This window comes from Streptomyces sp. NPDC059874 (assembly GCF_042731135.1).
Classification (GTDB): Bacteria; Actinomycetota; Actinomycetes; order Streptomycetales; family Streptomycetaceae; genus Streptomyces.
Genome location: NZ_JBHWJY010000008.1, coordinates 14349 through 32718 on the forward strand (window position 1 = coordinate 14349; position 18370 = coordinate 32718).

Below are 18370 nucleotides of genomic sequence, written 5' to 3' on the forward strand. Positions count from 1 at the left end.
GGCGTGGCGCAGGACGGGCCGGGCAACAGCACGGTGATCGGTGGCCGTTACCGGCTTCAGGAGCGGCTGGGCCGGGGTGGCATGGGGACCGTGTGGCGGGCCGTCGACGAGCGGCTCGGGCGGCCGGTGGCCGTGAAGGAGCTCCATCTCGACGCCGGCACGCAGGCCGTGGCCCCCCTGCGGGAGGCGCGGGTCGTCGCGCAGATCAGGCATCCGCACGTCGTGGTCGTGCACGACGCCGTCGAGCACGACGGGGTCCCCTTCATCGTGATGGAGCTCGTCGACGGCGGTTCGCTGGCTGACCGGCTCGCCGCCACCGGGCCGGTGGCCCCTGCCGAGGCCGCCGGGATCGGGCTGGCGCTGCTCGGGGCCCTGAGCGCGGCGCACGCCCGCGGTGTGCTGCACCGGGACGTGAAACCGGCCAATGTGCTCCTGGAGGCGGGGACGGGTCGGGCCGTGCTCACCGATTTCGGGATCGCGCGGCTCGCGGGGGCCACGACCATCAGTGATTCGGGGGCCTTCGTGGGCTCGCCCGAGTACACGGCGCCCGAGCGGATGCAGGGTGCGGAGGCCGGTCCGGCGGCCGATCTGTGGTCGCTCGGCGTCCTGCTGTGCGCGGCCGTGAGCGGTGAGTCTCCGTTCCGCCGCGATTCGATCGGCGGCGTGCTGCACGCGGTCGTCTTCGACGAGATCCGGCCGCCCGCCCGGCTGGGGCCGCTCGGTCCGGTCGTACGAGGTCTGCTGGAACGCGATCCGCAGCGGCGGCTGGACGCGGCGGAGGCGGCGCGGCTGCTGTCCGCCTGCGCGGCGGACGGGGCCGTGGGCGGGGACGGGTCGGCGCCAGCGCCGGCCGGTGGGTACACGCCGACCGAGCGGGCCACCCGGCCGGCCGAGGCGCTGCCCGCGGAGTCCCGGCGGCGCGGGGCGGCGTTCCGGGTGGGGCTGATCGCGGCGCTGCTCGTCGCGGCGGTCGGCGGCACGGTGACCGCTACCTCGCTGCTCGGTGACGACAAGAGGGCGGGTGCGACGGCGGGCGCGACCGGATCGCCGGCCTCGGCTCCGGCGTCCTCGGCCCCGGCCTCGGCCCCGGCCTCGGCCCCGGCGTTGTCGGCCGCGCCCTCCCGGTCCGTGAGGCCCGCGCCCGCCGGGTACCAGGTCGTGTCCGACGCACGGGGCTTCAGCCTGGCCGTACCGGCCGGGTACCGGCGCACCACCGACGAGCAGCGGGTGTTCTACGGGTCGCCGGACGGGGCCGTGCGCATCGGGATCAAGACGGTGACGCCGGCGCCCGCGGGCGGTCCGCTCGCCGTGATGCGGACCGCCGACGGGAACGGCGCGCAGACCAATCCGGGCTACCGGGAGAACAAGGTCGTGCCGACGACCCACGACGGGCAGCCGGCCGCGCTGTGGGAGTTCACCTGGGACGGTTTCACCCGCGCCGAGGGCGCGCGGCACACCTTCGACCTCTGCTGGGAGCAGGGTGGGGTGCTGTACGACGTGTGGGTGTCGGCGCCCGTCGGGCGGGCCGGTGAGGCACGCGGCCACTTCGACGCGGCGCTCGACTCCTTCGTACCGGCGTCAGGCGCGTGACGCGGCGATCTCGGCGACCCGGCGGCGGACCAGGTACCAGCCGCCGACCAGGGCGGCGGCGATGACGGGGACGAAGAGGACCGTGGTGCGGCCCACTCCCCCGTCGCACCACATCAGGATCAGGACCGTGACGAGGAAGGCCAGCGTGACGAGCTGGGTGTACGGGGCCCACGGCAGCCGGTAGGCGGGGCGTTGGACGCGGCCCTGCTTGGCGCGGCGCCAGAAGTGGAGCGAGCAGAGCATGACCATGGCCCAGGTGCCGAGGATGCCGAGCGAGGCGAAGTTGAGGACGATCTCGAAGGCGTCCTTGGGCATGTACTTGTTCAGGGCGACGCCTGCCAGGCCGAAGGCGGCGGTGAACAGGACTCCGCCGTAGGGGACCTTGCCCTTGTTCATGCGGGCGGTGAAGCGGGGCGCGGAGCCGGACATGGCCATGGAGCGCAGGATGCGGCCGGTGGAGTAGAGGCCGGAGTTCAGGCTGGAGAGGGCCGCGGTCAGGACGACCAGGTTCATGATGCCGGCGGCGCCGGGGATGCCGAGCTTGTCGAAGACGGTGACGAAGGGGCTCTGGTCGGAGCTGTATTCGGTGTACGGGAGCAGGAGCGCGAGCAGGACCACGGAGCCGACGTAGAAGAGGCCCACGCGCCACATGATCGAGTTGATCGCCTTCGGCATGATCTTCTCGGGGTTCTCGGTCTCTCCGGCGGCGACTCCGCACAGCTCCACGGAGGCGTAGGCGAAGACGACGCCCTGGATGACCAGGAGCATGGGGAGCATTCCGGCGGGGAAGATGCCGCCGTTGTCGGTGATGGTGGCGAGGCCGGGGGTGTGCCCGCCGATCTCGTGGCTGGTGGCGACGAGCCAGATGCCGACGATCAGGAAGATCACCAGGGCGGCGACCTTGACCAGGGAGAACCAGAACTCCATTTCGCCGAAGTACTTCACCGAGATCAGGTTCGCGGTGAGGACGACGGCGAGGGCGATGAGGGCGAGGACCCACTGGGGGACATCGGTGAACATCGACCAGAAGTGGGCGTAGGTCGCGGCGGCCGTGATGTCGGCGACGGTGGTCGTGGACCAGTTCAGGAAGTACAGCCAGCCGGCCGTGTAGGCGCCCTTCTCCCCCATGAACTCACGGGCGTAGGAGACGAAGGCTCCGGAGGAGGGGCGGTACAGGACGAGCTCACCGAGGGCCCGGACGACGAAGAAGGCGAAGACGCCGCACACCGCGTAGGCGATCGCGAGGGAGGGGCCGGCGCCGGCGAGGCGGCCGCCGGCGCCGAGGAACAGGCCGGTGCCTATCGCTCCGCCGATCGCGATCATGTTGATGTGGCGGGACTTGAGGTCCTTGCTGTAGCCCTCGTCACCGGCGTCGGTGTGACGCGGGGACGGCTCGGCGGGGGCCTCGGCCAGGGTGCGGTCGGTCATGTACGACTTCGCCTTCGTGGGGTGGACAGGCAGCCCGGACCGGCGGGCGGGAGAGCGGGGTGGTGTCCCCTGTACGACGGTCCGGGTGATTTGATCGCCCCAGGAGACCATGAGGGTCCGCCACCCGCCAAAAACGCACCTCTACGCACCGAAGCCCCCGACGACCTTGGAAAGGGACGTCGGGGGCTTCGAAGGCGCTGGAAAGCCAGGCGGCGAGGCTAGTTGCCCGGGGTGGCCTCCGAGGCGGCCTGGTCGAGGCGGAAGGCCTCGTTCCCCAGGCCGATGCGGGCGTGCACCTCGGGGCGGCCGCGGCGCAGCGCCACTCCGTACAGCAGGCCGGTCACGGCTGCCGCGCCGATGATGCCGGGGAGGATCCAGCTGAGCGCGGAGCCCTCCTCGGCGCCGACCAGGACGCCGAAGTCCTTGACGGTCCAGACGGCGATGGCGAGCAGGGCGAGACCGGCGGCGCCGGCCGCCACGAGCCGCCAGACCTGGGCGCCGGCGGTGCCGCGGCGGACGAAGAAGGCGATGACGGCGAACGAGGCGGCGGCCATGAGGAGGGTCACACCGAGGGCGCCGACGCTGCCCATCCAGGTGAAGAGGTGCAGGACGGGCGCGGTGGGGTCGCCGGTCGGCATGTCGTCGGTGACGGCGAAGGCGATCACCACGACGACGGAGACGGCGGTCTGCAGGAGGGAGCCGGTGCCGGGGGCGCCGGTGCCGGCGTTGGTCCGGCCGAAGGCGGCCGGGAGCAGGCCCTCGCGGCCCATGGCGAAGGCGTAGCGGGCCACGACGTTGTGGAAGCTGAGCATGGCCGCGAACATGCCGGTCACGAAGAGGACGTGCAGGACGTCGGTGAAGGCGGTGCCGAGGCGGTCGCCGGTGAGCTGGAAGAGCAGTCCCGGGCCGGCCTCGGCGGAGGTCTTGACGACTTCGGAGGGGCCGGTGGCGACGGTGAGGGCCCAGGCGCTGAGGGCGAAGAAGAGGGCGACGAAGCCGACGGCGAGGAACATCACCCGCGAGACGACGATGTGCGGCCTGCTGGTCTCCTCCGCGTAGACCGGGGACTGCTCGAAGCCGACGAACGCGGCGATGCAGAAGCAGAGCGCGGTGCCGAGGCCGGCGCCGCCGAGGGTCTCGGGGTTGAAGGCGTGGAGCGAGAGGCCTTCAGAGCCGGGCTCGGCGAGGGCGGAGACGTCGAAGATCACGACGAGGGCGCACTCGATGAGGAGGAGGACGCCGAGGACCTTGGCGTTGAGGTCGATCTTGAGCCAGCCGAGGGCGCCGGTGATCGCGACGGCCGCCAGGGCGGGTATCCACCAGGCGAGTTCGATCTCCAGGTAGGTGGCGAAGAGGCCGGACACCTCGAAGCCGAGGATTCCGTAGACGCCGACCTGCATGGCGCTGTACGCGACGAGGGCGACGAGGGAGGCTCCGGCGCCGGCGGTGGGGCCGAGGCCGCGGGCGATGTACGCGTAGAAGGCACCGGCGTTGTGGACGTGCCGGCTCATCTCGGCGTAGCCGATGCTGAAGAGGGCGAGGACGACGCCGAGGATGACGAAGAGCAGGGGCTGACCGACGATGCCCATGACCCCGAAGGTCGTGGGCATGACACCGGCGACGACCATCAGGGGCGCGCTGGCGGCGAGTACGGAGAGCAGCAGGCCGGCGGTACCGAGGCGGTCGGCGCGCAGGGCGCGGTCCGTCCCCTTGTACGTTCTTATCTCGGCCGGGTCCTGGAGCGTGGGGGAGCTGCCCGTCGGCATGGCGGGGTCCTTTCGGAAGGGGGCTTGGCGGGGCGGTCGGGCGGTGCGGTCAGGTGGAGCGGTCGGGCGGGGCCTTCAGGCGGTGCCGAGCGCGGCGCCGCGCGCGGCGAGGAAGGCCTTGTGCGGGTCCCGGTCCGGATAGGACCAGGGGGCGGGGGTCGCGTGGCTCCCGATGCGGTGGAAGAGCGCGGCGGCCTCGGCGGGGCGGCCCTCGCAGAGCTTGGCGTGGGCGAGGAAGTTGAGGTCGACCCGGTTGCGGGGGTGGTCCTCGCGCTCCCATTCCAGCCACCAGTCGAAGGCGGCGCGCAGCACCTGGCGGGCCCGGCGGCCGGACCAGTGCTGAGTGGCGCTGCCGAAGGTGTGGCCGTGCGTGGCGGCGAGCACCCGGTAGCGCTCGGCGTGCGCGATGACGGGCAGGACGGCGAGCGGGGAGTCGGCCGGGGCCTCCTCGGCGGCCCAGGACGCGAAGTCGTAGACCTCGTGGAGCGGGTCGTGGCCGGCGCCGGGGGCGCGTTCGGCGAGCTTGGCGACCATCAGGTGGTGGGCGTGGTGGTGCTCGCGGTGGCGCGCGCGGACCTGGTCGAAGTGGCGGCTGAACTCCTCCTCGGTGCCGAAGACCCGGGAGAGGAGGAGCAGTCCGAGCCAGGGGGTGGGGTCGGCCGGGAGCAGGGCGGCGGCGCGCCGGCACGCCTCCTCGGCGGCGGCCGGGGTGTCCTTGCGGCGCAGGGCGCGGAAGACGGCCGCGCAGGCGAGGAGGGTGGCCGCGTCGGCGCTGCCGGGTTCGGCGAGCAGCCATTCGCGGGCCCAGGCGGTGGCGGCGGGGGTCTCGGCGAGGACGACGACGCGGTGGCCGCGGCGGTCCCAGTCGTCACCGGTGTTGACGAGGAGGGAGCGGGCCTTCGCCCAGCGGCCCTGGGTGAACTGGGTCCGCACGTCGACGAGTTCGGCGTCGCAGAGGGCCGGGTCGAAGAGCTGGGCGTCCCGCTTGCGGGCGCGGCCGAGGGGCGGCGGAGGCGGGGACATCCGCGGTTTTCCCTCCAGGACGCGGGCAGTCGGGGGATCACGCCGGTGAGCGAGCCCGTGATCACGCACAGCAAAGCGGTAGGCCCAGCTCCGCGTCAAGGTCCAGTCCACCGCGTGGCGGGTTTCAACTGCTGTGACGGTGGTGCGAGTTGGGGTGGTTGTGCCGGTTCGGGGACGTCCGTACCGCCCGGTCGTAGGGTGGGCCCATGACGAACTTCGACGATCTCCCGCCGTACGAGCTGGGCTTCCCCGGGCCGCTGCGCGACAAGCTGGTCGCAGCCGTGCTGAGCGGGGCGAAGACCGCCACGACGGGGCTGCTCGCGGCGTACCAAATGGAGGACGAGCCGCTTCCCGAGGTGGGGCAGCGAACGGCCCTGGTGGACTCCGCCGAGTGCCCCGTGGCGGTCCTGGAGGTGACGGACGTACGGGTACTGAGTCTCGGCGAGGTGGACCTGGGGCACGCACTGGCCGAGGGCGAGGGGTACGCCTCGGTGGCCGAATGGCGTGCCTCGCACGAGGAGTTCTGGCACGGCGCGCAGTCGCGCGCGTTCCTCGGCGACCCCGGGTTCACGGTCAACGACGACACGCCGGTCGTGACGGAACGCTTCCGCCTCGTGGAGACGCCCGCCGGGCACTGAGCAGGGGGCCGAATCCGCTGCCGCGGGCACGGCACGGCCCCGCTCGCGGGCACCGGCGCCCAGGCTGCGGGCAGCAGCCCGGGGCGCCACCGGGGCCGGGCCCCCGCCACTCGGGACACGGGGCGGGCCATGGCCCCGCGGGCGGGGGATGGTCAGGCGGTGGCCCGCGCCGCGGCGCGGCCCGCCGCCCGGCCCGAGAACAGGCACCCGCCGAGGAAGGTACCTTCCAGGGCCCGGTAGCCGTGCACCCCGCCGCCGCCGAACCCGGCCGCCTCGCCCGCCGCGTAGAGGCCGGGGAGCGGTTCGCCGGCCCCGGTCAGGACGCGCGAGGAGAGGTCGGTCTGCAGGCCGCCCAGGGACTTGCGGGTCAGGATCGAGAGCCTCACGGCGATCAGCGGGCCGGCCTTGGGGTCCAGGATGCGGTGCGGGGCGGCCGTGCGGATCAGCTTGTCGCCCAGGTACTTGCGGGCTCCGTGGATCGACATGACCTGGAGGTCCTTGGTGAACGGGTTGGCGATCTCCCGGTCGCGGGCCACGATCTGGTCGCGCACGGTGGCCTCGTCGAGGAGGTCCTCCTTGGTCACCGCGTTCATCCCGCGCACCAGGGCCGACAGGTCCCGCTCGACGACGAAGTCGGCGCCGTTGTCCATGAAGGCCTTGACCGGGCCGGGGACGGCCTGGCGGGCGCGGTCGATGACGTCGCGGACCGACTTCCCGGTCAGGTCGGGGTTCTGTTCTGAGCCGGAGAGACCGAACTCCTTGCCGATGATGCGCTGGTTGAGGACGAACCAGGTGTGGTCGTGGCCGGTCTTCATGATGTGGTCGAGGGTGCCGAGGGTGTCGAAGCCCGGGAAGAGCGGTACGGGCAGCCGCTTGCCGGTCGCGTCCAGCCAGAGGGAGGACGGGCCGGGCAGGATGCGGATGCCGTGCCGGGCCCAGATCGGGTTCCAGTTCTCGATGCCCTCGGTGTAGTGCCACATCCGGTCCTTGTTGACGTGACTGGCGCCCGCCGCCTCGGCGATGCCGAGCATCAGGCCGTCCACGTGCGCCGGGACCCCGGAGAGCATCCGGGCCGGCGGGGTGCCGAGCCGGGCGGGCCACTGGGCGCGTACGAGGTCGTGGTTGCCGCCGATGCCACCGCTGGTCACGATCACGGCCTGGGCCCTGAGGGAGAAGGACCCGGCGGTCTCGCGGCTGCTCGCGGCGCCCCGTACGGCGGTGGAGGGTTCCAGGATCTCGCCGGTCACGGTGTCCAGCGCGCCGGCGGTACGGGACAGGCCGGTGACCCGGTGGCGGAACTTCAGGCGGACCAGGCCGCGGGCCACTCCGGCCCGGACCCGGCGCTCGAAGGGCTCGACCAGGCCGGGGCCGGTGCCCCAGGTGATGTGGAAGCGCGGGACGGAGTTCCCGTGGCCGTTGGCGTCGTAGCCGCCGCGCTCCGCCCAGCCGACGACGGGGAAGAAGCGGACGCCCTGGGCGTGCAGCCAGGGGCGCTTCTCGCCGGCCGCGAAGTCCACGTACGCCTCGGCCCAGCGGCGGGCCCAGACGTCCTCCTCGCGGTCGAAGCCGGCGGTGCCCTTCCAGTCCTGGAGGGCGAGGTCGCGGTTGTCCTTGATCCGCATCCGGCGCTGTTCGGGCGAGTCCACGAAGAAGAGGCCGCCGAAGGACCAGTGCGCCTGGCCCCCGATGGACTGCTCCGGCTCCTGGTCGAGCAGGATGACCTTGCGGCCCGCGTCGACGAGCTCCGCGGTTGCCGCGAGGCCCGCGAGCCCGGCTCCGATCACGATCACGTCTGCGTCGTACGTCATGCGTGTACCCGTCCTCCGTCGGTGGTGGGGCAGATCCTTGGCTACGGAGCGGTAACCAGTCAACAGCGGTGGTTGGATGACCCGTGTGAGCGCAGCTGATGAAGTACTGGACGTGGTGGACCGGGACGACCGGGTCGTCGGGCAGGCCCCGCGCGGCGAGGTGTACGCGCGAGGGCTGATCCACCGCTGTGTGTTCGTGCAGGCGACGGACGCGGAGGGCCGGGTCTTCGTGCACCGGCGGACCGCCTCGAAGCTCGTCTTCCCCTCGTACTACGACATGTTCGTGGGCGGGGTGCTGGGCGCCGGCGAGAGCTACGAGGAGGCCGCGCTCCGCGAGGCCGAGGAGGAGCTGGGCGTCCACGGACTGCCGCGGCCGGAGCCGCTGTTCAAGTTCCTCTACGAGGGCCCGGGCGGGGCCTGGTGGTCGTACGTGCACGAGGTGCGCTGCGAGCTGCCGGTGTCCCCGCAGGTCTCGGAGGTGGACTGGCACACGTACCTCTCGCGGGAGGAGCTGGACCGGCGGGTCGAGGACGGCGAGTGGCTCTGGGTGCCGGACGGGCTGGAGGCGTACCGGCGGCTGCGGGAGTTCCGGGGGCTCCCCCAGTAGATTGGGCGGGTGATCGACTTCGTCAAGGACGTGCGCCTCTGGTTCGCACCATCGCGGCTGAGGGACGAGGGCGAGACCCCCGACTACCGCTTCTCCCTGGCCAACGAACGGACCTTCCTGGCCTGGATCCGTACCGCGCTGGCCCTGGTGGGCGGCGGTTTCGCGGTGGACCAGTTCCTGCCTGACCTGCGGTGGGGGGTGCGGATCGGGATGGCCTTCACGCTGCTGGCGGTGGGCGCGGCGTGCGCCCTGCGGGCGGTGAACCACTGGGTGCGGTGCGAGCGGGCGATGCGGCGGGGCGAGGACCTGCCGCTGTCGCGGTTCCCCGTGGTGCTGAGCGTGGGCGTGGGGCTGGTGGCGGTGGCGATGGTGGTGGTCGTGCTGCTGGGCTGGACGTCGGGGCGGTGAGTGCGTGAGCGCGTACGGCGAGGGGCGCGACGCGGGTCTCCAGCCGGAGCGGACCCGGCTCGCGTGGCGGCGTACGACCCTGGCCTCGTCCGTCGTGGTCGTGCTGGCCCTGCGGCAGGCGCTGCGCGGGGCCGGCGCACCGGCCGAGTTGGCGGGGGCGGCGGTGATCGCGCTCGTCTGGCTGCTGTTCCTGTGGGTGGCGCACCGGCGGATCCGGGCGCTGGCGACGGACCGGCCGCGGACGCTCGCACCGCGGGCGGCACTGGCGGCGGTGGCGTGCACGGTGGCGCTCGCGGTCTTCGCGATGGCCGTGATCGTCTAGGACGCTTCCCGTGTGTGCCGGTCCGATCATCCGGCTTCTTCCGCGTCACTGCGACACAACGGGCGATACGGGATGATCCGCACTAGCCTCGGCGCCATGACGACCATGCACCAGGAACACGCCACGCACGAGCACACGCACGGCGCGGGCTGCGGCCACCAAGCGGTCTCGCACGGCGACCACGTCGACTACGCGCACGACGGTCACCTGCACCGGGAGCATTCCGGGCACTGGGACGAGTGCGAGACCACGGGCCACAACACCCACGAAGGCCACGCCCACGCGCACGGCGCGGACTGCGGGCACGAGGCGGTGCGGCACGGGGACCACGTCGACTACCTGCACGACGGCCACCGGCACGCGGAGCCCGACGGCCACTACGACGACCACTGACCGAGGGGCCTGAGGGACACCGAGGGACACCGAGGGGTACCGACCTGGCGGACGGTCGGGAGCGGTACCCGCCCTCCCCCGGCGCGGCGGCTGCCGGCAGGATGCGTGACGTCTGTCAACGCGCCCCGGGGAGACCGCAGATGACCGTCGACGCTCCGTACCTCGTCCAGCCCGCGCCGGGTGTGTACGCCTACGTGCAGCCGGACGGCGGCTGGTGCCTCAACAACGCCGGTTTCGTGAGCGACGGCGGCCGCACCCTCCTCGTCGACACCGCCGCCACCGAGCGCCGTGCCCTGGCCCTGCGCGAGGCGGTCGTGTCGGCCGGGGTGCCGCTCCCCCGCACCGTGGTGAACACCCACCACCACGGCGACCACACGTACGGCAACAGCCTGTTCGCGCCCGACGCGCTGATACTCGGACACGACAACGCGCGGGCCGAGCAGCTCGCCGCCGGGCACCAGCTGGAGATGATCTGGCCCGCGACGGACTTCGGCGCGATAGCCATCACCGCGCCCGACCTGACGTACAGCGACCGGACGACCCTGCACGTCGGCGAGACGGAGGTGCGGATCGTCCACCCCGGCGTCGCGCACACCACCGGGGACTCGATCGTGTGGCTGCCCCGGCAGCGGGTGGTGTTCACCGGTGACCTGGTCTTCGCCGAGGGGACCCCGTTCCTGGCGATGGGCTCCCTGGCCGGCTCGCTGCGGGCGCTGGAGCTGCTGCGCTCGCTGGACGCGGAGACGGTGGTGCCGGGGCACGGCCCGCTGACCGACCCTTCGGCGTACGAGTCCACGGAGCGCTACCTGCGGTACGTGGCCGAGCTGGCCCGGGAGGGCCGGGACAAGGGGCTGACCCCGCTGGAGGCGGCCCGACAGGCCGACCTCGGCGAGTTCGCCGGCTGGCGGGAGAGCGAGCGGCTGGTGGCGAACCTGCACCGGGCGTACGCCGAACTGGCCGGGGAGCCGGAGGGCGTCCCGCTGGACATCCCGGCCGTGCTCAGGGACATGACGGTGATGAACGGCGGGGCGCCGATCCTCTGCCACGCCTGATCGGGCGGGCCGGGGGAGCACTTCCTTCGGCCGCACTCTGGACGGCATACCGACTGGTCGGCATGATGGGCCCCGAACGGCGAACGCCCGAACAACCGAACACCGAACACCGAAGACCTGACGTCAACCCCCGCACGGAGGTGCGCACCATGAGCTCAGCCCCAGCCTCGGCCGAGGCCGATCCGCGAGGCCTGGACCTGGAGCGGCTGCGCGGCCATCTCGACCAGGAGCGCCCGGGACTGGTGGCCGGGGCGCTGCGCGGCCGACTGATCGAAGGCGGCCGCTCGAACCTCACGTACGAGGTCACGGACGGGACCGCCCGCTGGGTGGTGCGCCGGCCCCCGCTCGGGCACGTGCTGGCCACCGCGCACGACATGCGGCGCGAGCACCGGGTCATCGCGGCGCTGCACGGCACGGCCGTGCCGGTGCCCGGGACGGTGCTGCTGTGTGAGGACGAGTCCGTGCTCGGGGCGCCGTTCTACGTGATGGAGTACGTGGACGGGGTGCCGTACCGGACGGCGGGACAGCTCGCCGCGATCGGGCCGGAGCGCACCCGGCGGGCGGTGCTGGGCCTGGTGGACACCCTGGTCGAGCTGCACGCGGTGGACCCGGAGTCGGTGGGTCTGGGCGACTTCGGCCGACCGGAGGGCTTCCTCGACCGGCAGCTGCGCCGCTGGGGCAAGCAGCTCGCGGCCTCGCGGGGACGGGAGCTCGCCGGGATCGACGAGCTGCACACCTCGCTCGGCCGGGCGCTGCCCGACTCCCCCGCGCCGACCGTGGTGCACGGGGACTTCCGGCTGGACAACGTACTGATCGGCGGGCCGGACGACACGATCCGGGCGGTACTGGACTGGGAGATGTCCACGCTCGGGGATCCGCTGACCGATCTCGGACTGCTGGTGATGTACAGCTCGGACCTGGGGCTGACGGAATCTCCGGTCAGCACGACGAGCGGGGCGCCTGGGCATCCGACGCCCGCCGAGCTGATCGAGCGGTACGCCGCCCGCTCCGGCCGGGACACCGGTGCCATCGCCTGGTACACGGCGTTCGCCTGGTTCAAGCTCGCGGTGATCCTCGAAGGCATCCACTACCGCTACACGCTCGGGCAGACCGTCGGGGCGGGCTTCGACCGGATCGGCGAGCTGGTGCCCGTCTTCATCGAGCACGGACTGACCACCCTCCAGGAAGGCTGAGGAGCCGATCAGCATGGACTTCGCATTCGACGCCCGGACCGAGGAACTCCGCGAGCGGCTGCTCGCGTTCATGGAGGAGTACGTCTACCCGGCGGAGCCCGTCGCCGCCGAGCAGCGCGCGCGGCTGGCCTCGCCCTGGGACACCCCGGCCGTGTTCGGTGAACTGAAGGCCGAGGCGCGCCGTCAGGGCCTGTGGAACCTCTTCCTGCCCGATGAGGAGTACGGCGCCGGGCTGACCAACCTCCAGTACGCGCCGCTCGCCGAGATCACCGGCCGCAGTCCGCACCTGGCGCCGATGGCGACCAACTGCGCGGCTCCGGACACCGGGAACATGGAGCTGCTCGCGCAGTTCGGGAACGAGGAGCAGAAGAAGCAGTGGCTGGAGCCGCTGCTGAACGGGGAGATCCGCTCCGCCTTCGCGATGACCGAGCCCGAGGTGGCCTCCTCGGACGCGACGAACGTCGAGACGCGGATCGAGCGCGACGGCGGCGACTACGTGGTCACCGGCCGCAAGTGGTTCATCTCCGGGGCGATGAACCCGGACTGCAAGATCTTCATCGTGATGGGCAAGACCGACCCGGAGGGCGCCGATCCGCGCCGCCAGCAGTCGATGATCCTGGTCCCGCGGGACACCCCGGGGGTCGAGGTGCGCCGGGCCATGACGGTGTACGGGTACGAGGACCACGACCACGGCGGCCACGCCGAGGTGGTGTTCGACGGGGCGCGGGTCCCGGCGGCGAACCTGATCGGCGAGGAGGGCACCGGCTTCGCCATCGCCCAGGCGCGGCTCGGCCCGGGCCGCATCCACCACTGCATGCGGCTGATCGGCATGGCGGAGCGGGCCATCGAGTTGATGTGCCGGCGCGCGGTGGAGCGTACGGCCTTCGGCAAGCCGCTGGCCGCGCAGGGCGTCGTCCAGAACTGGATCGCGGACGCCCGGGTGACGGTGGAGCAGTTGCGGCTGCTGGTGCTGAAGACGGCCTGGCTGATGGACACGGCCGGCAACCGGGGCGCGCACACCGAGATCCAGGCCATCAAGATCGCGACCCCGCGGGCGGTGGTGCGGATCCTGGACGACGCGGTACAGCTGCACGGCGCGGGCGGGGTGAGTCAGGACTTCCCGCTGGCCGAACTGTGGGCGGCCGCCCGCACCCTGCGACTGGCCGACGGCCCGGACGAGGTACACCAGCGCTCACTGGCCCGGCGGGAACTGAAGCGGTACCAGTAGCCTCCGGCGGGGGGCGGCGGCCCGTGCGGCGCGGCTGCCGGGGGCGCTGCCCCCGGACCCTCCCCGGCTACCACTGGGGGTACCCCCAGCCCCTCAAACACCTCGCCGACGTTTGCGGCGCACCCACCCGGCCTCGCCGGCGTTCGAGGCGCGGGGTCCGGGGCGGAGCCCCTGGGAACGGTGGAAGGGCGGGCAGGGGACGGCTCCGCGCGGCGGCCCACGCAGGGGGTTCCGCCGGGGCCGGGCGGGCGCCGAACGTTTCCAGGGGTCGGAGGGCCGAGGGTGGCCCGGTTCGGCGCCCTGCGGGGAGGCCCCGGCACCCACCCGTCCCCGTCGGAACGCGGGCTAAGTGAAGCCACCGGGTGAGGGCCGCGAGGTCCTCCCGCTGGGCTGGCCTCAGGGACGCAGCGCGCGCAGCAGCAGGTCCGCGAGGTGATCGGCGACCTGCTGCGGCGTGAGCGGACCGTCCGCCCGGTACCAGGTGGACAGGTGGTGCACGGAGCCGAAGTGGTAGTCCACCACCAGGTCGGCGGGCGTGGCGGTGGAGAACACGCCCGTGCGCTGGCCCTCCTCCACCAGGGCCCGGAAGCGCTCGTGGTAGCGCCGGCGCTCCGCGCGGACCTGCTTGAACTTCTCCGGGCTGAGCTGGTGCATCGACCGGAAGAAGATCATCGCGTCGTCGAGGTTCTCGATGGTGGTGACCACCACGTCGGCGGCCGCCGCCCGCAGCCGCTCCTCGACCGGCGCGTCGGATTCGGCCACCGCGTCGAGCCGCTGCTGCTGGAGGCGCAGCATGCGCGCGTACACCTCGTGCAGCAGGTCGTCCTTCGACCCGAAGTAGTGGTACAGCGCGCCCTTGGTGACCCCGGCCGCCTCGACGATCTCCTGGACCGACGTACGGTCGTAGCCGCGCTCGGCGAACAGCCGCGTGGCGACGGCCAGCAGCCGCTGCGGTACCGGTGCTTCGTGCGTGCCCTCGGGCTCCGTGGTCTTGGCAGCCGCCATGGCGCTGACCTTCCCTTCGCTGTCCTTCGTACGACCGACCGACTCTTTTCAGCCGTGGCGGTCGCGCAGTTCCCGTCGCAGGATCTTGCCACTGGTCGTCTTCGGAAGGACAGGCAGGATCTCCACCTGGCGCGGGTACTTGTACGCGGCCAGCCGCGCGGCGCAGTGGGCGGACAGTTCCCCCGGTTCGACCGAGGCCCCTGGGCGCAGGCTCACGTACGCCTTCACGCTCTCCCCGCGGTACGCGTCCGGGACGCCGACCACGGCCGCCTCGCGGACGGCGGGGTGGGTGTAGAGCACGTCCTCGACCTCGCGCGGCCAGACCTTGAAACCGGAGGCGTTGATCATGTCCTTCTTGCGGTCGACGACGTAGAGCCAGCCGTCCGCGTCCATGAACCCGACGTCGCCGGTGCGCAGCTCTCCCTCGGGGAAGGCCTCCGCCGTCTCGGCGGGCAGGCCCCAGTAGCCGGGCACGACCTGGGGGCCGCGGACGGCTATCTCCCCGGTCTCGCCGAAGGGGACCTCCGCGCCCTGCTCGTCCAGGACGCGGACGACGGTGTCGGCGCCGGGCAGGCCCACGGAGAGGGTGCCGGAGGCCGGGTCGACGGGGGCTTCGAGGTGCGTGGGCACGGAGGCGGAGGCGGCGGTGGTCTCCGTGAGGCCGTAGCCGTTGCGGAGGTAGAACCCGAAGGCGCCGCGCAGGCGGCCCACGAGCGCGGGCGGGAGGGGGGCGCCGCCGGAGGAGATCACCTGGAAGGAGGCGAAGTGGTCCCGGGTGACTCCGGGGTGGGCGGCCAGGGCCATGAATGCGGTGGCGGGGCCGACGGTGTAGGCGGGGCGGTGTTCGAGGAAGGCGTCGAGGACGGCTCCGGCTTCGAAGCGGTGGGCGAGCGCGAGGGTGCCGGCGTTGGCGAAGCAGGCGGAGAGCTCGCACACCATGCCGGTGATGTGGAAGAGGGGCGCGAGGGCGAAGTAGGTGGCGCCCTCGGGGATGGGGTGGCCGGTGACCTGGCGCACGGCGTTGTGGGTGAGCGCGCCGTGCGGGTTCATCGCGCCCTTGGGGGTGCCGCTGGTGCCGGAGGTGTAGCTGATGAGGGCGGTGTCGGCGGCGGTGAGCAGCGGGTCGGGCGGCACGGGGTGGCCCTGGCGGGCCACGGTGAGCAGGTCCAGCGCCGCCGGCGCCTCGGCCGACCCCGGCGTCCGAGGCACCCCCGCCCCTGGCGCCGCCGGCTCCGCGCAGCGGGAACCGGGGCCGGCGGCCGGGCCGGGGAAGACCCTGGGGTCGTTCCGGGTCTGGAAGTCCTGGTCCCGCGCGGTCAGCACGACCCGCACACCGGTCCCCCGCACCGCCTCCCCCACGTACGCCTCCCACGCCCCGCCCTCGCAGACCACGGCGCCCGCGCCCGAGTCGCGCAGGATGTGCCCGACCTCGCCGGACTTGTACATCGGGTTGAGCGGGACGACCACCGCCCCGGCCTTCCAGGCGCCGAGGACGGCGAGCACGAAGTGCGGGGTGTTCTGGAGCATGACCGCGACCCGGTCCCCTCGGCGGATGCCCCGCGCAGCGAGGTGGCCGGCGACCGAGTCGGATAGCGCGTCGGCCTGCGCGTAGCCGATCCGGCCGTCGAAGTAGGCCAATGCGGTGCGCTCGGGGGCCCGGGCGACGGCTTCCCGGAAGGCGTGCAGCACGGTGGGCGGTGGCGCGAGGGGGGCGCGCTGCGCCGGGCTGAGCAGCCCGAGCCAGGGTTTGGCCGCGTAGCGGGAGCTCACCTGGCTTCCCATTTCCGCTGGAGGTGGTTCATACCGCTCAGCCAGTGATCCGGGTCGGTGGCGCGGGCCGCGTAGTAGTCCGCCACCTCGGGGTGCGGGAGGATCAAGAACCGGCCCTTCTCCATGCCGTCGAACAGCGCGTCCGCGACCGCGTCCGGCTCGATCGCGGTCGGCGCGAGGACGAGATCGCCCGCCGAGCCCGCGGCGGTCAACATGTCGGTGCGCACTCCCTGCGGGCAGATGGCGTGGACCTGGACACCGCGGTGGCGGTAGGTCAGCGAGAGCCATTCGGCGAAGGCGAGCGCACCGTGCTTGGTGACACTGTACGGGGCCGCTCCGATCATGGTCAGCAGCCCCGCTGCCGAGACGGTGGACACGAAGCGGCCGCTGCCCCGCTCCAGCCAGTGGGGCAGCAGCAGCCGGGCGGCGCGGACGTGTGCCATGACGTTGGTGTCCCAGGCCGCCTCCCAGACGGCTTCGTCGGCGAAGGCGTCGCCGCCGGAGGCGAGTCCGGCGTTGGCGCAGTAGATGTCGACCGTCCCGCCCAGTGCCTCCCGGGCTTCGGCGACGATCGCCGAGGCGTCGCCGGGTACCGCGATCGCCCGGGCGCCGATCGCGCCGGCCACCGCGGCGGCCTTGGCGGGGTCGAGGTCGTTGACCACCACGGTGGCGCCCTCGGACGCGAAACGGTGGGCGAGGGCGGCTCCGATGCCGCCGCCCGCTCCGGTGACGACGACTCGCTGGTCCTGGTACGCGCTCACGGGATCACCCTTCGGGGACGGATCTCGACTGCCGGTCCCGGGCAGACTAACCAGTCGGTATGTCGAGGCGGAAGGGGGACGACGCCTAGCGTGGCCCGATGAGTCTGTCGCGACGGGGGTTGCTGGGACTGGCGGGGACGGTGGGGACGGCGGGAGCCGTGGGGACGATCGGTGCGGCCGCGATCGGTGCGGCGGCGCCCAGTGCGGAGCGCGTGCGCACCGGTTTCGAGCGGCTCGCCGCGGACGGGTACGCGGAGCTGGCCGGGCAGAAGGTGGGGGTGGTCACCAATCCCACCGGGATCACCGCCGACGCCCGCCACCTGGTCGACGTACTGCACGCGGACGAACGGGTGGACCTCGTCGCGGTGTTCGGGCCCGAGCACGGGTTCCGGGGGACGGCCCAGGCGGGCGGTTCGGAGGGAGCCGGGCGCGATCCGGCGACCGGGCTGCCGGTGTACGACACGTACGACAAGAGCGGGCAGCGGCTCGCGGACGTGTTCACGACGGCCGGGGTGGACGCCGTCGTCTTCGACATCCAGGACGTCGGCGCGCGCTTCTACACCTACATCTGGACCCTGTACGACTGCATGCGCGCGGCCGCCCTCGCCGGCAAGACGATGGTGGTGCTGGACCGGCCCAATCCGGTGGGCGGTCGGCGGGCGGCGGGGCCCGTGTTGGAACGGCCGTACGCGAGCTTCGTCGGCCGGGAGCCGATCGCGCTCGCGCACGGGATGACGGCGGCCGAGCTGGCGCGGCTGTTCAACGGGGAGTTCCTGGCGGCCGATCCGGTCAGGCTGCGGACGGTGGCGATGACCGGCTGGCGCCGGGAGTCGTTCTTCGGGGAGACCGGGCTGCCCTGGGTGCCGCCGAGCCCGAACATGCCGACCCCGGACACGGCCCTCGCGTACGCCGGCACCTGTCTGTTCGAGGGGACGAACCTCTCCGAAGGACGCGGGACGACCACGCCCTTCGAGGTGGTGGGCGCGGAGGGGATCGACCGACGGTGGGCGGAGGCGGCGAACGCGCTGGGGTTGCCGGGGGTGTGGTTCCGGGAGGCGTACTTCACCCCGACGTTCTCCAAGCACGTGGGGAAGGTGTGCGGCGGGGTCCGGCTGATCGTGCACGACCGGGAGGCCTTCGAGCCGGTCCGGGCCGGGATCGGGCTGCTGGTGACCGCGCGCCGGGTGTGGAGCGGCTTCGGCTGGCGCGCGGACCACTGGATCGACCGGCTGACCGGCTCGGACCGGGTGCGGACGATGGTGGACGCGGGGGCCGGGGTGGAGGAGATCGCGGGCGACTGGGCGGCGGGGCTGGCGCGGTTCGAGGCGGCGCGCGGGGAGTACCTGCTCTACGGGTGAGCCGGTGGCGTCGCGGGTCT

Annotated in this window: 17 protein-coding genes; 10 read left to right on the forward strand and 7 right to left on the reverse strand. The window is 73.0% G+C overall.

Going from position 1 to position 18370, the window contains the following annotated elements; translation table 11 throughout:
* The first annotated feature begins 81 nt into the window (after positions 1 to 81).
* A complete protein-coding gene (locus ACFV9H_RS06940) occupies positions 82 to 1590 on the forward strand; it encodes a serine/threonine-protein kinase (protein ID WP_385394628.1) in 1509 nt (502 codons plus the stop codon).
* Here the strand turns inward: ACFV9H_RS06940 and ACFV9H_RS06945 are convergent.
* The 3 genes from ACFV9H_RS06945 to ACFV9H_RS06955 all read right to left on the reverse strand — a co-directional run bounded on the left by ACFV9H_RS06945 (position 1579) and on the right by ACFV9H_RS06955 (position 5807).
* A complete protein-coding gene (locus ACFV9H_RS06945; RefSeq protein WP_385394353.1) occupies positions 1579 to 3018 on the reverse strand; it encodes an amino acid permease in 1440 nt (479 codons plus the stop codon). The two genes, ACFV9H_RS06940 and ACFV9H_RS06945, sit on opposite strands and share 12 nt — an antisense overlap.
* Before the next feature lie 218 nt (positions 3019 to 3236).
* Complete coding sequence (locus ACFV9H_RS06950; RefSeq protein ID WP_385394356.1) at positions 3237 to 4784, reverse strand: APC family permease; 1548 nt, start codon at positions 4782 to 4784, stop codon at positions 3237 to 3239.
* 75 nt (positions 4785 to 4859) lie between these two features.
* Complete coding sequence (locus ACFV9H_RS06955) at positions 4860 to 5807, reverse strand: hypothetical protein (protein WP_385394358.1); 948 nt, start codon at positions 5805 to 5807, stop codon at positions 4860 to 4862.
* Between the two features lie 206 nt (positions 5808 to 6013).
* On the opposite strand from ACFV9H_RS06955, the gene ACFV9H_RS06960 reads away from it, so the two are divergent.
* A complete protein-coding gene (locus ACFV9H_RS06960) occupies positions 6014 to 6445 on the forward strand; it encodes an ASCH domain-containing protein (RefSeq protein ID WP_385394360.1) in 432 nt (143 codons plus the stop codon).
* A 152-nt stretch (positions 6446 to 6597) separates the two neighbouring features.
* On the opposite strand, the gene ACFV9H_RS06965 is transcribed toward ACFV9H_RS06960, so the two are convergent.
* Positions 6598 to 8253 (reverse strand): FAD-binding dehydrogenase, encoded by a 1656-nt coding sequence (locus ACFV9H_RS06965; protein WP_385394362.1) that lies wholly within the window; start codon positions 8251 to 8253, stop codon positions 6598 to 6600.
* Positions 8254 to 8329: 76 nt separating this feature from the next.
* Here ACFV9H_RS06965 and ACFV9H_RS06970 point away from each other — a divergent pair, with 76 nt between their 5' ends.
* The 7 genes from ACFV9H_RS06970 to ACFV9H_RS07000 all read left to right on the forward strand — a co-directional run bounded on the left by ACFV9H_RS06970 (position 8330) and on the right by ACFV9H_RS07000 (position 13456).
* Complete coding sequence (locus ACFV9H_RS06970; protein ID WP_385394365.1) at positions 8330 to 8860, forward strand: NUDIX domain-containing protein; 531 nt, start codon at positions 8330 to 8332, stop codon at positions 8858 to 8860.
* Between the two features lie 9 nt (positions 8861 to 8869).
* Positions 8870 to 9268 carry a YidH family protein gene (locus tag ACFV9H_RS06975; protein ID WP_385394366.1) on the forward strand — a complete coding sequence of 133 codons (399 nt, stop codon included), beginning with the start codon at positions 8870 to 8872 and terminating at the stop codon, positions 9266 to 9268.
* A 4-nt stretch (positions 9269 to 9272) separates the two neighbouring features.
* Positions 9273 to 9590 carry a DUF202 domain-containing protein gene (locus ACFV9H_RS06980; protein WP_385394368.1) on the forward strand — a complete coding sequence of 106 codons (318 nt, stop codon included), beginning with the start codon at positions 9273 to 9275 and terminating at the stop codon, positions 9588 to 9590.
* Positions 9591 to 9686: 96 nt separating this feature from the next.
* Complete coding sequence (locus ACFV9H_RS06985) at positions 9687 to 9983, forward strand: hypothetical protein (RefSeq protein ID WP_385394370.1); 297 nt, start codon at positions 9687 to 9689, stop codon at positions 9981 to 9983.
* A gap of 140 nt (positions 9984 to 10123) precedes the next feature.
* The gene (locus ACFV9H_RS06990) at positions 10124 to 11035 is read left to right on the forward strand and encodes an MBL fold metallo-hydrolase (RefSeq protein ID WP_385394372.1); all 912 of its coding nucleotides are present in this window, start codon (positions 10124 to 10126) and stop codon (positions 11033 to 11035) included.
* 149 nt (positions 11036 to 11184) lie between these two features.
* The gene (locus ACFV9H_RS06995) at positions 11185 to 12228 is read left to right on the forward strand and encodes a phosphotransferase family protein (RefSeq protein ID WP_385394375.1); all 1044 of its coding nucleotides are present in this window, start codon (positions 11185 to 11187) and stop codon (positions 12226 to 12228) included.
* Between the two features lie 13 nt (positions 12229 to 12241).
* A complete protein-coding gene (locus ACFV9H_RS07000) occupies positions 12242 to 13456 on the forward strand; it encodes an acyl-CoA dehydrogenase family protein (protein WP_385394377.1) in 1215 nt (404 codons plus the stop codon).
* A 396-nt stretch (positions 13457 to 13852) separates the two neighbouring features.
* Here ACFV9H_RS07000 and ACFV9H_RS07005 read toward each other — a convergent pair whose 3' ends face one another.
* From ACFV9H_RS07005 to ACFV9H_RS07015, 3 genes are read right to left on the reverse strand one after another with little or no spacing between them, the layout of a single operon-like run.
* Complete coding sequence (locus ACFV9H_RS07005; RefSeq protein WP_385394379.1) at positions 13853 to 14461, reverse strand: TetR/AcrR family transcriptional regulator; 609 nt, start codon at positions 14459 to 14461, stop codon at positions 13853 to 13855.
* A gap of 48 nt (positions 14462 to 14509) precedes the next feature.
* Positions 14510 to 16243, reverse strand: a complete 1734-nt coding sequence (locus ACFV9H_RS07010) for a class I adenylate-forming enzyme family protein (RefSeq protein WP_385394381.1) — start codon at positions 16241 to 16243, stop codon at positions 14510 to 14512.
* Entirely contained in the window at positions 16228 to 16992 is a 765-nt protein-coding gene (locus ACFV9H_RS07015) for an SDR family oxidoreductase (RefSeq protein WP_385394384.1), read from the reverse strand. Before ACFV9H_RS07015 ends, ACFV9H_RS07010 begins: the two co-directional genes overlap by 16 nt.
* A gap of 98 nt (positions 16993 to 17090) precedes the next feature.
* Between ACFV9H_RS07015 and ACFV9H_RS07020 the strand changes: the two genes are divergently transcribed.
* The gene (locus ACFV9H_RS07020) at positions 17091 to 18350 is read left to right on the forward strand and encodes an exo-beta-N-acetylmuramidase NamZ domain-containing protein (protein WP_385394386.1); all 1260 of its coding nucleotides are present in this window, start codon (positions 17091 to 17093) and stop codon (positions 18348 to 18350) included.
* Positions 18351 to 18370: the final 20 nt, after the last annotated feature.

Coding starts and splice junctions, on each gene's coding strand:
- ACFV9H_RS06985 (WP_385394370.1), top strand. CDS start 9,687: ATGACGACCATGCACCAGGAACACGCCACGCACGAGCACACGCACGGC.
- ACFV9H_RS06965 (WP_385394362.1), bottom strand. CDS start 8,253: ATGACGTACGACGCAGACGTGATCGTGATCGGAGCCGGGCTCGCGGGC.
- ACFV9H_RS06950 (WP_385394356.1), bottom strand. CDS start 4,784: ATGCCGACGGGCAGCTCCCCCACGCTCCAGGACCCGGCCGAGATAAGA.
- ACFV9H_RS06990 (WP_385394372.1), top strand. CDS start 10,124: ATGACCGTCGACGCTCCGTACCTCGTCCAGCCCGCGCCGGGTGTGTAC.
- ACFV9H_RS07020 (WP_385394386.1), top strand. CDS start 17,091: ATGAGTCTGTCGCGACGGGGGTTGCTGGGACTGGCGGGGACGGTGGGG.
- ACFV9H_RS06945 (WP_385394353.1), bottom strand. CDS start 3,018: ATGACCGACCGCACCCTGGCCGAGGCCCCCGCCGAGCCGTCCCCGCGT.
- ACFV9H_RS07005 (WP_385394379.1), bottom strand. CDS start 14,461: ATGGCGGCTGCCAAGACCACGGAGCCCGAGGGCACGCACGAAGCACCG.
- ACFV9H_RS06960 (WP_385394360.1), top strand. CDS start 6,014: ATGACGAACTTCGACGATCTCCCGCCGTACGAGCTGGGCTTCCCCGGG.
- ACFV9H_RS06955 (WP_385394358.1), bottom strand. CDS start 5,807: ATGTCCCCGCCTCCGCCGCCCCTCGGCCGCGCCCGCAAGCGGGACGCC.
- ACFV9H_RS06970 (WP_385394365.1), top strand. CDS start 8,330: ATGACCCGTGTGAGCGCAGCTGATGAAGTACTGGACGTGGTGGACCGG.
- ACFV9H_RS06995 (WP_385394375.1), top strand. CDS start 11,185: ATGAGCTCAGCCCCAGCCTCGGCCGAGGCCGATCCGCGAGGCCTGGAC.
- ACFV9H_RS07000 (WP_385394377.1), top strand. CDS start 12,242: ATGGACTTCGCATTCGACGCCCGGACCGAGGAACTCCGCGAGCGGCTG.
- ACFV9H_RS07010 (WP_385394381.1), bottom strand. CDS start 16,243: ATGGGAAGCCAGGTGAGCTCCCGCTACGCGGCCAAACCCTGGCTCGGG.
- ACFV9H_RS06940 (WP_385394628.1), top strand. CDS start 82: ATGGGGACCGTGTGGCGGGCCGTCGACGAGCGGCTCGGGCGGCCGGTG.